The organism is uncultured Alistipes sp. (assembly GCF_910580175.1).
Lineage (GTDB): Bacteria > Bacteroidota > Bacteroidia > Bacteroidales > Rikenellaceae > Alistipes.
On the sequence record NZ_CAJTXD010000001.1, the window covers coordinates 141,807 to 155,771 of the forward strand.

At 56.0% G+C, this 13,965-nt stretch carries 13 protein-coding genes and 1 tRNA gene; 9 read left to right on the forward strand and 5 right to left on the reverse strand.

Translation table 11 applies throughout. The annotated features are described in order from the left end of the window. Window positions 1–29: 29 nt before the first annotated feature. The 3 genes from mutS to QZ298_RS00605 all read right to left on the reverse strand — a co-directional run bounded on the left by mutS (window position 30) and on the right by QZ298_RS00605 (window position 3,883). Window positions 30–2,663, reverse strand: a complete 2,634-nt coding sequence (gene mutS, locus QZ298_RS00595; RefSeq protein ID WP_296004620.1) for a DNA mismatch repair protein MutS — start codon at window positions 2,661–2,663, stop codon at window positions 30–32. 195 nt (window positions 2,664–2,858) lie between these two features. Further along, the gene (locus QZ298_RS00600) at window positions 2,859–3,449 is read right to left on the reverse strand and encodes a uracil-DNA glycosylase family protein (RefSeq protein ID WP_296004622.1); all 591 of its coding nucleotides are present in this window, start codon (window positions 3,447–3,449) and stop codon (window positions 2,859–2,861) included. A 68-nt stretch (window positions 3,450–3,517) separates the two neighbouring features. Further along, a complete protein-coding gene (locus QZ298_RS00605) occupies window positions 3,518–3,883 on the reverse strand; it encodes a hypothetical protein (RefSeq protein WP_296004624.1) in 366 nt (121 codons plus the stop codon). A 225-nt stretch (window positions 3,884–4,108) separates the two neighbouring features. Between QZ298_RS00605 and QZ298_RS00610 the strand changes: the two genes are divergently transcribed. Together QZ298_RS00610 and QZ298_RS00615 are read left to right on the forward strand one after the other, a co-directional pair. Next, the gene (locus QZ298_RS00610) at window positions 4,109–5,860 is read left to right on the forward strand and encodes a leucine-rich repeat domain-containing protein (protein WP_296004626.1); all 1,752 of its coding nucleotides are present in this window, start codon (window positions 4,109–4,111) and stop codon (window positions 5,858–5,860) included. Window positions 5,861–5,872: 12 nt separating this feature from the next. Continuing rightward, window positions 5,873–6,823, forward strand: coding sequence for a hypothetical protein (locus QZ298_RS00615; RefSeq protein WP_296004627.1), 951 nt, complete (start codon window positions 5,873–5,875; stop codon window positions 6,821–6,823). Window positions 6,824–6,922: 99 nt separating this feature from the next. Here the strand turns inward: QZ298_RS00615 and QZ298_RS00620 are convergent, their stop codons facing one another. Further along, complete coding sequence (locus QZ298_RS00620) at window positions 6,923–8,335, reverse strand: AAA family ATPase (RefSeq protein WP_296005125.1); 1,413 nt, start codon at window positions 8,333–8,335, stop codon at window positions 6,923–6,925. A gap of 49 nt (window positions 8,336–8,384) precedes the next feature. On the opposite strand from QZ298_RS00620, the gene QZ298_RS00625 reads away from it, so the two are divergent. The 5 genes from QZ298_RS00625 to QZ298_RS00645 all read left to right on the forward strand — a co-directional run bounded on the left by QZ298_RS00625 (window position 8,385) and on the right by QZ298_RS00645 (window position 11,057). After that, a complete protein-coding gene (locus QZ298_RS00625; protein ID WP_296004629.1) occupies window positions 8,385–9,020 on the forward strand; it encodes a hypothetical protein in 636 nt (211 codons plus the stop codon). A gap of 22 nt (window positions 9,021–9,042) precedes the next feature. Further along, window positions 9,043–9,627: a hypothetical protein gene (locus QZ298_RS00630; RefSeq protein WP_296004631.1), complete on the forward strand. Its 585-nt coding sequence runs from the start codon at window positions 9,043–9,045 to the stop codon at window positions 9,625–9,627. After that, window positions 9,615–10,148, forward strand: coding sequence for an RsmD family RNA methyltransferase (locus QZ298_RS00635; protein WP_296004633.1), 534 nt, complete (start codon window positions 9,615–9,617; stop codon window positions 10,146–10,148). Before QZ298_RS00630 ends, QZ298_RS00635 begins: the two co-directional genes overlap by 13 nt. A 57-nt stretch (window positions 10,149–10,205) precedes the next feature. Further along, window positions 10,206–10,279 (forward strand) — tRNA-Asp (locus QZ298_RS00640). 136 nt (window positions 10,280–10,415) lie between these two features. Then, window positions 10,416–11,057, forward strand: coding sequence for a nitroreductase family protein (locus QZ298_RS00645; protein ID WP_296004635.1), 642 nt, complete (start codon window positions 10,416–10,418; stop codon window positions 11,055–11,057). Between the two features lie 178 nt (window positions 11,058–11,235). On the opposite strand, the gene QZ298_RS00650 is transcribed toward QZ298_RS00645, so the two are convergent. Beyond that, window positions 11,236–11,766 carry a hypothetical protein gene (locus tag QZ298_RS00650; protein WP_296004637.1) on the reverse strand — a complete coding sequence of 177 codons (531 nt, stop codon included), beginning with the start codon at window positions 11,764–11,766 and terminating at the stop codon, window positions 11,236–11,238. 38 nt (window positions 11,767–11,804) lie between these two features. Between QZ298_RS00650 and QZ298_RS00655 the strand changes: the two genes are divergently transcribed. Together QZ298_RS00655 and QZ298_RS00660 are read left to right on the forward strand one after the other, a co-directional pair. Next, on the forward strand, window positions 11,805–12,779 hold the full coding sequence (locus tag QZ298_RS00655) for a DUF362 domain-containing protein (protein WP_296004640.1): 975 nt from the start codon (window positions 11,805–11,807) through the stop codon (window positions 12,777–12,779). After that, a complete protein-coding gene (locus QZ298_RS00660) occupies window positions 12,776–13,924 on the forward strand; it encodes an aldo/keto reductase (RefSeq protein WP_296004642.1) in 1,149 nt (382 codons plus the stop codon). Before QZ298_RS00655 ends, QZ298_RS00660 begins: the two co-directional genes overlap by 4 nt. Window positions 13,925–13,965 lie beyond the last annotated feature (41 nt).

Consider the following 13,965-nt stretch of genomic DNA (forward strand, 5'->3'; position numbering starts at 1 on the left):
GTTCTATATCCGATGCGAAAAGGGAGGGCTTAGAGTCCCGTGATCTTCTTGATTTCGTTGAGCTTGTTCAACGCTTCGAGCGGTGTCAAGGCATCGAGGTCGAGACCCTGTATCTGGTCGCGGATCTGCACCAGGACGGGATCGTCGAGCTGGAACATCGAAAGCTGCATGCTCTGCGGCATGGCGCTTTCGGCCGCCTCACGCACCGACTGCGAGGACGACTTGCGGCTGCGCTCCTTGGGACTGCGGTTCGGGACGATCTGGTTGCTGCCATAGACCAGCTCCAGATTGCGCAGAATCTCCTCGGCACGCGACACGATCGCACCCGGCATGCCGGCCATGCGGGCCACATGGATACCGAACGAGTGCTCGGTGCCGCCCCTTTCGAGTTTGCGCAGGAAGACGATCTGATTGTCGATCTCCTTGACGGCCACGTGGTAATTCTTCACGCGCGGGCACATCTGCTCCATCTCATTCAACTCGTGGTAATGGGTGGCGAAGAGGGTCTTGGCATGGACTTTCGGATGGTTGTGGAGGTATTCGACCATAGCCCAGGCGATCGAAATGCCATCGTAGGTGCTCGTGCCGCGCCCGATCTCGTCGAGCAGGACGATGCTGCGGTCGGAGATGTTGTTGAGAATGCTGGCCGATTCGAGCATCTCGACCATGAACGTCGACTCGCCCTGCGAGATGTTGTCGGAAGCACCGACACGGGTAAAAATCTTGTCCACAACGCCGATATGAGCAGACTCGGCGGGCACGAACGATCCCATTTGGGCCATCAGGATGATGAGCGCCGTCTGCCGCAGCAAAGCTGATTTACCGGACATGTTGGGGCCGGTAATCATGACGATCTGCTGCTCCTGGTCGTCGAGCATGATGTCGTTGGGAATATATTCCTCGCCGACAGAAAGCGTGGTTTCGATGACCGGATGGCGCCCCTGCCGAATCTCGATGCGCTTGCCCTCGTCGAGCACGGGGCGCACGTAATGCCGTTCGCAAGCGATGCGGGCGAAAGACTGGAGACAATCGAGACGGGCGATGACGGAAGCATTCTGCTGCAAGACCTTGAGTGCCGTACGGATGAAAGCCATCAACTCGTTGTAGATGCGCAATTCGAGTGCGAGCATCTTCTCCTCGGCACCGAGAATCTTCTCTTCGTAGACTTTCAGCTCTTCGGTAATGTAACGCTCCGCATTGGCCAGGGTCTGCTTGCGTATCCAAGTCTCGGGCACCTTATCCTTGTGGGTGTTGCGCACCTCGATGTAATAACCGAAAACGTTGTTGTAGCTCAACCGGAGCGACGGGATGCCCGTAGCCTCGCTCTCGCGCTGCTGGAGCTGCGCCAGATAATCCTTGCCATGCAGGGCGATGCGCCGCAGATCGTCCAGCTCGGGGTCTACCCCGTCGGCGATGACGCCGCCGCGCTGGATCTGGTTATTGAGCGGATCGGGATAGATTTCGCGGGCAATGCGGTCGCGCACCTCGGCGAGCGTGTCGAGTTGCCCGGCCATCTCCTGCAAACGCCGGCTGTCGGCCGACGCGAGCACGGATTTGAGCGTCTCGATGGCGGAAAGCGAATTCTTGAGCTGCACCAACTCGCGGGGCGTGACCTTGGCGGCGGCGATGCGCGAAGCGATGCGCTCCAGGTCGCCGACGAGGGTTACCTGGCTGCGGACGGTCTCGAAACACTCGGCATGCTGCGTGAAATATTCTACGACATCGAGCCGCCGGTCGATGAGGGCCGGCGACTTGACGGGCATGGCGATCCAACGTTTCAACAGACGCCCGCCCATGGGCGAAAGCGTGCGGTCGATGACCTCGGCGAAACTCCCCTTGCCTCGGGCGCCGTTCGAGGCGAAAAGCTCCAGATTGCGGATGGTAAACTTGTCGATCCACACGTAGTCGTCCTGGTCGATGCGGGCAATGGAACGGATGTGGGCTATATCGCGGTGCTCGGTAAATTCGAGGTAATGGAGAATGGCTCCGGCGGCGGAAATACCGCTGGTAAAGTGGTCGATGCCGAAGCCCTTGAGCGACGAGGTGCCGAACTGCCGGCACAACTTTTCGCGGTCTACGTCCTGAGAAAAGACCCACTCGTCAAGCCGGTAGGTATAGAGCCGCGAACCGAAAGCATCGGCAAAACGATCCTCGTAGCCGCGCTGGAAAATTACCTCCTTGGGCGCGAGGTTGGAAATGAGCTTGTCGACATACGTATCCGATCCCTCGGCCACGTAGAACTCGCCGGTCGAAATGTCGAGAAAAGCGACACCGGTCTCGCGAGTACCGAAATAAACTGACGCGAGGTAGGTATTCTCCTTGTTAGAGAGGATGTTGTCGCCCATGACGATGCCCGGAGTGACCAGCTCGATGACCCCGCGCTTGACCAGTCCCTTGACCGTCTTGGGGTCTTCGAGCTGCTCGCAGATGGCCACACGCTCGCCGGCCCGCACCAACTTGGGCAGGTAGGTGTCGACGGCATGGTAGGGAAACCCTGCCAACTCGACATACGAAGCCGACCCGTTGGCACGCCGCGTGAGGGTAATGCCCAGGATGCCGCTGGCCTTGATGGCGTCTTCGCCGAAAGTCTCGTAGAAATCGCCGACGCGGAACAATAATACAGCGTCGGGATGCACCGCCTTGATGGCATAATATTGCTTCATGAGCGGCGTTTCGACGTATTTTTTATCGGTTTTCTTTTCAGCAGCCACAATAAGATATTGTATAAATTGGTCTGACAAAGATAACGCAATTTGCCAGCTCCGCCAAGTCGGGAGGAAAATATTTTTTCAGTGTTCCGAATGTTTCCGGGAAGTGGGATTTCTCGATTGCCCTACTGCTGAAACACTTAATATGTGCTATATTATCCCGCAATCACTGAATGCCTTACGATAAAATTCAGCTTTCCACTCGACGGGCCGCGGATAGGCCCTCGACGACGAAGGCATGCGCCAGAAACGGAGCTTCCGATCCGCGAAATCGGTCTCCACGAAACCACCCACGGGCGGCTCGGCGCATCCGATGACGGCACACAGCGTGTCGGTGGCTTTCTGACCGGTGGTAATGAGGGTGCGGCAAGCGGGAATCCGAGCGAGCAAAGCGGCTATATCGACCTCGCGCACCACTTGAAGAAAATTGTCCGAAGCATTGTTTTTCAGTCGAATGACTTCCGCAGCCGTGTCGTACAGGGCGATACCCCGTTTGCGGCAGAACACCTCGATCCGCTCCCGGTCGAAGCGCTTGGCATCGGAAGAGAGAAAATGGCTCTTGTCGCCCGTGGCGAGGTAACCCACGATGCGCCACATGTCATTTTGCAGATTGGGATAGAAAAACTCCATCGACCAACGATGGCGCTGGGGCGGGAAACTGCCCAGCATCAGCAGACGGGCACCAGAGGGCAGAAAGGGTTCGAGCGGATGGCGCTCGCAGGAATTATTGTCCGGTTTCATTCGGACAAAGATACGAATAAGCCGAGCGCAATGCCAAATTTATTTGAGCATTGCCGAGGCGGAAGTATTTAAGACGGAGTCAAAGATACGAAAATAAGGTCAAAATTGAATGGTTCAAAAGCGGGCCGTAGCCAGCGGTGGCGAGACACGAAGTGCGAGCCTCCGCATCCGGGAGCTGCGGCTCGCCCGCCCCCAAGGGTCGGATAATCGACACAAAACAAAGCCCACTGCGTCCACAGCGGATAAACACGAAAGATAATGCGGACTTTTGCCTGCAATATCCCGCCGAGTGCTTGTTCGTCGGGAAAATATTTTCTATTTTTGCGGTGCTGACGGCTTTTGCCCGCAGCGACATATTTGAAAGTGTTTTCGCACTGTCCTTTCGTGAAAATGTGGAAGTTTTCAAGTGCAAGAGGACGACGAACGGCACTCATTTCTTGTTCGGATCATGGCAACAGATGCGTTCTGCACCTCTACCCCATCGTCTGTTCAAGTGTGGGGTATTGCATCGTTTATTCTTGCACAGGTCTTTCCACAACCTTCACGGAGATAAACGAAAATCGGCTCCACACTTTCTTTTTGCCCCATACCCCTAACCCGCCGCAGCGGAGCCGATACGGCAATAAAATTTGAACACAAGAACTCAAATTTATATTGCTATGAAAAAACTATTTCTTTTAACCGCGTTATTCGTCGCAGCAGCGTTCCCGTCGTGCAGCAAGCACGACAATGAAATCAACGAACCGCCCGTTCCGCCCGAAACCACACCACTTGACATTGCATTTGCCGAGGGCAATTCGTTGCAGTTCGATGTCGACGAGACCAAGACCGTCCACTACACGATTACGGGCGGGAGCGACAACACCGTCGTGAAAGCCGAGATGCAGAACCCCGACGATGCCTATACCGTAGAAACGACACCCGCTTCGGCAACCGAGGGAACGATTACGATTACAGCCAAAATGCCGGAGAGCGAGAATTGCGTTGTTGTCACTGTATCGGACGGCTCGCAGACCGTTACGGCCGAAATCGCCGTATCAACAAACCCCATTCCCGAAGAACTTGCTATTACATTTGCCGAGGGCAATTCATTGCTGCTCAATATAAATGAGCCAAAGACGGTTAATTATACCATCACGGGTGGCAGCAGCAACACCGTAGTGACAGCCGAGCTGCAAACCCCCGACGATGCCTATACCGTAGAAACGGTGTCAACTTCGACAATGGAGGGAACGATTACGATTACGGCCAAAAAGCCGTCGAACGAGAATCGTATAATCGTCACCGTGTCGGACGGCTCGCAGACCCTTACGGCAGAAATCGCCGTTACACTTAGAGCATTCGATGGCAAAACAGTCGTGGTCGTAACTCCGGGCACGCTGTCGCAACTGCTGGCCAACTACGACGAAAGCTCCATTACCGAACTGACCGTTATCGGCAATCTGAATGATGAGGATATTGCGACGCTGAAAAGTCTTCCGAATCTCGCAATCCTCGATATGGAAAATGTGAATTTGGAGGAGTTGCCGGCTAATGCATTCTATAACAATAAATCGTTGACCTCCGTCAAGCTGCCGAAGACACTGAAAACTATCGGGGACAGAGCATTCGAGGGTTGCAGCAGCCTGACAAGCATCACGATTCCCGGCAGTGTGACGTCAATTCCGATACAGACATTCGACGGTTGCAGCAGCCTGACAAGCGTAACGATTCCCGACGGCGTAACAACAATCGGGAGCAGCGCATTCAATGGTTGCAGCAGCCTGACAAGCGTAACGATTCCCGACGGCGTAACAACAATCGGGAGCAGCGCATTCAATGGTTGCAGCAGCCTGACAAGCGTAACGATTCCCGACAGCGTGACGGAGATCTATAACTATGCATTCTACGGTTGCAGCAGTCTGACAAGCGTCACGATTCCCGACAGCGTGACGTTGATCGATGAAAACGCATTCCGCGGTTGCAGCGGCCTGACAAACGTAACGATCGGCAACAGCGTGAAGTACATCGGGAACTACGCATTCGACGGTTGCAGCGGCTTGACAAGCGTAACGATCGGCAATAGCGTGACGTTCATCGATAGCGATGCATTCCGCGGTTGCAGCGGTCTGACAAACGTAACGATTCCCGACAGCGTGACGGAGATTGGAAAGGAGGCATTCAGGGGTTGCAGCCTGACAAGCGTAACGATTGGCAACGGTGTGACGTCGATTGGGTCCTACGCATTCTACAATTGCAGCAGCCTGACACGCGTCTATTGCAAGGCAATCGTTCCGCCGATTATCGTAAACAATACCTTTGATAAAGTTAGTGCAACCGCAACGTTATATGTTCCGACAGGCTGCAAGGCAGCTTATGCTGCGGCTGCCGGATGGAAAAATTTTAAAACAATCGAAGAAACCCAATTTTAAAACATTCATATTATGAGCAACCCGAACATGTACAAGCAGGCGAGTTCCAATAACATAACGCTGGAGCCGTACCCTTTTCCGAGCGAGCTGGGCATGGAAGCCTACCTGATGGATAATCCGTCCATCCTCAAACTCGACGACCGCAAATACGGCGAGCCGCAGATCATCGAGTGCGAGATGAGCATCGGCAAATGCACGAACCGGAAAACGCGCGGCCGAATCGATATGGTCGTCCGGTACGGCGAAGATCTCTTCGGGATTTTGGAGCTGAAGAAACACGCACTCGACAAAGATACCCTGTTCCAGCTGTGCGACTATCTGGCCGAACGCGAGAAAATAGTAGAGGCCATCAACCAGAGCGACGCTGTGGAGGTAGACCTCGACCCGGAGAACGTGAAGTTCGTGGGCGTACTTGTCGGCGGGTATATCGACGATGAACTGCGGAAAGAGATGCCGATAACGGATTTGAAAAACAATAATCTGCTGAAAGAACATCCCCGGCAGCAGACTATTCAGGGATATACCGACCAAATATCGGCCATCATGCTCGAACGCTTCCGCAATCCGCACACCTGCGAGATCGTCGTCATTTCGACGCCGATCGTTAAAACGAGCGTCAAAGACACGACGAAATACCAAATCGACGGCGAAGGACGCTACGGCAAAGCCAAGCTGGTGCACGAGATTGTCAAACGCTATGTAAAACAACATCCGGAGGCAAGCATCGACCGACTGGAAAAAATATTCCCGACGCCGAGATTGATTCGGACTTTGGGCGTCTTTGCCGAAGCACAGGTCGCGAAAAAGAGAGCCGACCGCTACTATGCCGACCGGAAGATGCTGATTGCGCTGGGCGACGGTGTGAAAATCGCCACCTGCAACCAATGGGCGAAAGAATCGATCGACGAATTTATCGCGAACGTCGAGAAACAGAAGCTCGGATTCGAGATTGCGGCGCTGTAAAATCGCCTCGCATGGGTTGCCGAAAGAGGTTGCCGAATGTTCGGCGACCTCTTTTTTATGGGCATTGGCTGCTTGCGGAACGATGCGAGAGCCGGCCGGTTATTCGAAAAACTGCTCGTCGAAATTGACCAAATAGAGTTTTTCCGTAGCGCGCGTGAGGGCCGTATAGAGCCAGCGGAGCATGTCGCGCGTCATCGGCTCGTCGCCGAAGAGACAGCGATCGATGAAGACGGCCTTCCACTGCCCGCCCTGGGCCTTGTGGCAGGTAATGGCGTAGGAAAACTTTACTTGCAAAGCGTTAAAATGCGGATTTTCACGAATTTCCTTGAAACGCTTGAGCTTGCTTTTTATCTCTTCGTAGTCCTTTTCCACTTCGTAGAAAAGCCGCTGCGACTCCTCGCGCGTGAGCGACGGCGACTCGGAAGCGAGCGTATCGAGCAACACCTTGCACGCGATGCTTGTGTCGTCGTAGTCGGGAAATTCCAGCACGGCGTCGGCGAAGCGGAACCCATAGAAATCCTCGAAACGCCGGATGCGTTGCAAGCGAGCCACATCGCCGTTGGCAATGAAGTTCATGGGGCAGTCGTCATCGCTGGCGAAGAAATAATTGTTTTTGACGACCATCAGCATGTCGCCGCTCTCGATCTCCTCCTCGGCATAAAGCACGTTGCGGCGGATGCCCTCGTTATAACGGTTGGCCCGCTTGTTCGAACGGGTAATGACGATGGTTTCGTCGCGGCCGTAGAGGGCATAGCAATCCTGCAACTTTTCGAGGAAATCTCCGCCTTCGACGGCCTCGATGTCGGGAAAATCCATCCGGAACCGGGGAATTTCGAGGATGCCGTTTTCGAGCATGCAGCGCACCAACGTAGCGTTGAACAGAATGCCCGACTCGGCCTGCTGGCGCACCACCTCGTCCAAGGTGTTGTAGAGCACCGATCCATGAAATTCCAAGGCCGCCGGATCGAGCGCGGGACTGCAATCGCTGCCCACGGGCGGCAACTGGGCGTTGTCGCCGACCAGAATCAAGCGGCAGGCCCGCCCGCTGCGCACGTAGGCGACCAGATCGTGCAACAACGACCCGCTGCCGAAGAAAGCCCCGTCGGACGTGCGGTCGGAGAGCATCGACGCCTCGTCGACGATGAACACGGCGTCGCGCTCGGAATTGATGTTGAGCGAGTATTTCGACTCGTAGTCGGCATTGGTCTGCTGGCGGTAGATGCGCTTGTGGACGGTAAGCGCCTTTTCGTGGGAGTAACGGGCCAGCACCTTGGCGGCGCGGCCTGTGGGAGCGAGCAGCACGGTCTTGATGCCCAAATCCTTGAGTGCGGCGACCAACGCAGCGATGAGCGTAGTCTTGCCGGTTCCGGCGTAACCGTTCAGCACGAAAATCTGCGAAAAATCCTCGTCGGCAAGGTATTCGGATAACTTTTCTATAATTTTTTTTTGCCCGGGAGTTGTTTCGAAACAAATTTTAGCGTAAATTTGGGACGCAATACGTGTGCTGAACATCATTATTTTATTATTCGACAAAATTAGCAACAAATACTTGAATTAAAAAATGAAAAGAATCATCCAAATCGTTCTTGCTCTTGTGATCGTGGCGTTGGTCTATGTGATCTACGACCAGATCTCCACCCCGATCCGTTTTGACAACGAACTGAAAACCCGCAAATCGCAGGTCATCGAACGCATCAAGGACATCCGTACGGCACAGCGCGCGTTCAAGTCGAAGTACCAACGTTTCACGAGCGACTTCGACTCGCTGACCGCGTTCATTCTGACCGATACGCTGGAACTGGAGCGCAAGATCGTCGACGAAGACGACTCGGTGGGCATGGCCCAGCTCAAGAAAGCGGGCAAGAAAAACGTGGAGAAGTTCAAGGTAGCCGTGATCGACACGATCTTCGCGCCGAAGGTGCTGACCGCAGACGAAGTGGCGCAGCTGCGCTATATTCCCGGGACGAACGACCAGGCCCAGTACATCATGGAGGCCGGCATCATCACGACCGAATCGAAAGTGGTAATCCCCGTCGTAGAGTGCCGTGCACCCTACAAGATGTTCCTGGACACGATCGAATACCGTCAAGACATCATCAATCTGATCGACGACGAAGTGAACAACTTCAACCGCTACCCCGGCGTGAAGTTCGGATCAATGGAAGCAGGCAACAATGAAGCCGGCAACTGGGAATAACGCATTGTACGCAACGAACAAGGTGTCCATTCAGCAAGCGTTGGATGGACACTCTTTTTCGGTTCCGAAGCCCGAACGGCTTTCGCCGGAGGCGGAACGCATCGAAGCGGAGGTGCTGACGCCCCAGACGGTGCTTGTACCGCGCGAACTGTTCGAGGCGGCCTCGGCGGCGGAACTGCTGGCTGCGGCGGGACTGGCGTGCCGGGAAAACCAGGAAGCGGTGTGGAGCGCTCCGCGATCGCTGGGGCCGGAAACGGAAGCGATAGCCGTGATGGCAGTCGACACCCATATTTTGCAGGCGATTCTTGAACGCGCAGGCGACCGGATCGTGTTTACCACCCCGCTGCTCGAAGGACCGACAAGCGGCGAACCGACCCTCTGGCTCTGCCGCAAGGCGGGCGTGCTATATATAAAGGTGTTCGATCGTTCGCTGCGCATGGCAGAAGCGATTCCTGTGACCAACCAAGCGGACATATTGTATTTCATCGAACGGATCGGCCATACTTTTCCGCTGGACGAAATGCAGCTGCACCTGACCGGCGAAGAGACGGCGCTCCTTCGCAAACTGATCGGCAAGCGTTTCAAACAAGTGGCATGCGAATCGTAAGCGGCAAATACAAGGGACGGATCATCGATCCGCCGCGCAACCTGCGGGCACGTCCGACAACGGATTTCGCCAAGGAAAATCTGTTCAACGTACTGGACAATCTGGTGGACTTCGAACAATGCGATGTCCTCGATCTGTTTGCCGGCACGGGATCGATCGGCTATGAATTCGCATCACGCGGCGCCCGGAGCGTTACGTCGGTAGAGATCAATCCGGTGCATCATAGTTTCATCCGTCGGACGGCCGAACGGCTGGGCATGGAAAACTTCTATGCGGTCAAGGCGAATGCGTTTTTGTATGTGAAAAACTGTTCGAAGCAGTTCGATGTGATTTTCTCGGACGCTCCCTACGATCTGGAGGGCAGCGAACGGATCATCGACGCGGTGCTGGAAGGCGAATTGTTGCGCCCGGACGGCATATTCGTTTTCGAACACTCCCGAAAGGCCGATTTTTCTTCTATTCCTGCATTCTGGCAATTAAGAAGTTACGGAAGCGTCCAATTTTCTTTCTTCAAAAAATAACAAAATTATTTGGAGTTAACGGAATTTGTATTACCTTTGCATTCGCAATCAGCAAACGGTGCGTTAGTTCAGCTGGTTAGAATACGTGCCTGTCACGCACGGGGTCAGGGGTTCGAGTCCCCTACGCACCGCAGGAAATCGAAGGCAATTTCGATCAGAGTCCAGAAAGTCAATCTTTCGGGACTTTTTCTTTGTTGCATTCAATCAGGCGACAAGCCGAAAGACGTTACCGTAAATTCGCCCGACGAACCGAAAATTTCTCGAATCATGGCGGACAACTATCTGGAGAAAAAGATGGAAGAATACCGGATGCGCACGGCCGTGGGCCGTGCGCAATCGAAACCTCTTGCCACGTTGAGCCGGCTGCTGCTGAAAAACCGCAGCTACCGAGGTTACGACGCACGCTTCATCGTCCGTGAAGATCAGCTCCGCAGCATCATCGCAGTGAACGCCTGCATCCCCTCGGCCCGCAATCAACAAGCGCTGCGCTTCCGTCCGGTACTGGCCGATGAAGCCGCTAAGGTAACGCCCCTCATTCGTCTGGGCGGCGCATTGCCGCACCTCGGCCTGCCTCTGCCGGGCACGGAACCCAACGCTTATATCATCGTATGCTCGACGATCGCGGAAGACCGCTATGTCGACATCGACCTGGGGATTTCGGCCCAAAGCATGCTGCTGCGGGCTGTCGAACTGGGATTGAACGGCATTTGCATCGGAGCGTTCGACAAACAAAAGATCGCGGAGACCTTCGGGTTGAAGTGGGAACCGCTATTGATCGTTGCTGTCGGCAAAGGAATCGAACGAATCGAACTGGAGGAGATCGGCGTAGAGGGCGACCGCAACTACTATCGGGAAGAGGGCGTGCACTACGTGCCGAAAATCCGGGCCGAAGAACTGATAATCAAGTGATCGTCCGATCCGAATGCGAAACTACCCCTGGGCGCATGCGTGCCGCAGGGGTAGTTTTTCGAATGCTCCGTTATCCGGGCTATTGCATGGAGAACAAGACCTTTTCCAAGGCCTGGGCGGCCCGGCGGCCTTCCTGCTCGCCTACCCGCGTCTGCAATGTGACGACGAAATGCTGCAACTAGGCCGGGGTCAACCCGACGTTCAAGCAAACCGACAGATGCGAGACAAGCTGCGGCTCCAACCCCTCGACAGCTGCCAAGGCGCCGATCGTTGCCAGCTCGCGGCTCGGAAAATCGAGGTTGTCCCGGGCGAAAATATCGCCGAAAAGGTGGGATTGCAGATAATGGTTGATGACCGGTGCGAAGTCGAACACCCCGCCCTCGACCGGATGGCCGACCAGGCTGGTCTGGACGCGGCGGCCGGCGTCGGGCGCCGAAAAATCGGCTGGCAGCGGTGCGGCATCGCGTCCCGCCTGGTCGCGGATACCGCGGTCAACTGCTCGTCCAGCCCCCGGTGCAACGCGGGTTTCAAACGCTCCATATCGCTGCTGGAAGCGAACGCGGCGATTACCGCGATATTCTGCTGACGCAAGGTCAGCGAATCGGCTGCCGAAGCCGCAGAAGAAACCCAATAGATACGGATTCCGGAATAAGCAACCCATATTACGGATTCTGAAAAAGAACGGATGGAATAACGGATCGAAAGCCATATATTTGCATGGTTGAACAAAATTCCAACCTTATAATTATGAAACATATCCGTATTTTTAGCACCCTGCTCCTGCTGCTGACGGCAGGCATCGCCGGCTGCGCCGGCACGAACGGCGCTCCGCAACGAGCCGTCGTCTACATGACCCGCGACATCTCGCCGGCAGGCCTCGACGCTGTTTACGAAGCGCTGGGCCGCAAAGCGGAAGGCAAGGTCGCCGTGAAGATTTCGACCGGCGAACCGGGCGGCAACCACTACCTTAAACCGGCGCTGATCGGCGGCTTGGTACAGAAAGTCGGCGGCACGATCGTCGAATGCAACACGGCCTACGCCGGCGGCCGGGCCGCCACGGCCGATCATCTGAAAGCAGCCGAGGCCCACGGATTCACGGCCATCGCCCCTGTGGACATCATGGATGCCGACGGCGAAACGGCCCTGCCGGTCACGGGCGGCAAACATCTCAAGGAGGATTTCGTCGGTTCGCACTTCCTCGCCTACGATTTTGCGATCGTGCTCTCCCATTTCAAGGGCCATGCGATGGGCGGCTTCGGCGGTGCACTGAAAAACATTTCGATCGGCATCGCCTCGTCGGCGGGCAAAGCATGGATACACACTGCCGGCAAAACCAAGACCGACCTATGGAACAACCTGCCCGAGCAGGACGCATTTCTGGAATCGATGGCCGAAGCAGCCAAGGCCGTGGCCGACCATTGCGGCGACAAGATACTCTACATCAACGTAATGAACAACCTCTCGGTCGACTGCGACTGCGACGCGCATCCGGCAGCCCCGCAGATGGGCGACATCGGGATTCTGGCTTCGCTTGATCCGGTGGCGCTGGATCAGGCCTGCGTGGATCTGGTCTATGCGTCGGAAGACCCGGGCAAGGTGCACCTGATCGAACGCATGGAGTCGCGCCACGGCATCCGCACCGTCGAACATGCGGCGGCACTCGGCGTGGGCAGCCGCGAATACGAGCTGGTCATATTGGACGAAAAACCGGTGGAAAAATGAAATATCGTTCGCAGGGCCGCACCGGACTGGAAGTAAGTGCCATAGCGCTGGGCTGCGAAGGTTTCGCCGGGATGGCTTCAGACAAACTGCGCGCCGAAATCGACTACGCCCAACAGGCAGGGATCAATTTTATTGATCTTTATGCTTCCGACCCCGAACTGCGCTCCAACCTGGGGCATGCTCTGGCCGGGCGTCGCGAGCAGTTCGTGATCCAGGGCCACATCTGCTCCGTGTGGGAGAACGGCCAGTATCTTCGCACGCGCGAGCTGGCCAAGACCGAAGCGGCGTTCGAAGACCTGCTGGCGCGACTGGATACGGATTATGTGGACATCGGCATGATCCACTACGTCGATCAGGAAGAAGATTTCCACCGGGTATTCGACGGCGAAATCATCCGCTATGCACAGCAGCTCAAGGTCGATGGGCGCATCCGGCACATCGGGCTGAGCAGCCACAACCCTGCGGTGGCGCGCATGGCTGTGGAAACGGGGCTGATCGACGTACTGATGTTCTCGATCAACCCGTGCTACGACCTGCAACCGGCCGGCGAGGATGTCGATGCGCTATGGGCCGACGAAAGCTATGCCCGGGCGCTGCATAACATCGACCCCGAGCGGGAACGGCTCTACGAACTCTGCGCCCGCGAAGGAGTGGGGATCGATGTGATGAAAGTATACGGCGGCGGCGACCTGCTGAACGACGAACGCTCGCCGTTCGGTCGTGCGCTGCCCCCCGTGCAATGTATGGAATATGCGCTGTCGCGGCCCGGCGTGGCAGCCGTGATGGTGGGAAGCCGGTCGCAGCAGGAGATGCAGGCCGCTCTGGAGTGGTGCACGGCTTCGGATGCGGAAAAAGACTATGCGTCAACTCTTTCGGGTCTGGATAAATTTACCTGGCACGGTCATTGCATGTACTGCGGCCATTGTGCTCCCTGCACCGTAGGGATAGACATCGCATCGGTCAATAAATTCCGCAACCTGTGTCCCGCCGAAGGCCCGATCCCCGAAACCGTGCGCGAGCACTACGGCGCGCTGTCGCACCACGCCTCGGAATGCGTGGCCTGCGGCGCCTGCGAAAGCCGCTGCCCGTTCGGCGTGGAGATCGTCGCTGCGATGCGCCGGGCCGCCGAATACTTCGGACAGTGAACGGTAAAAATGGTAGCCGATCCGGTAATGCGTATACGACG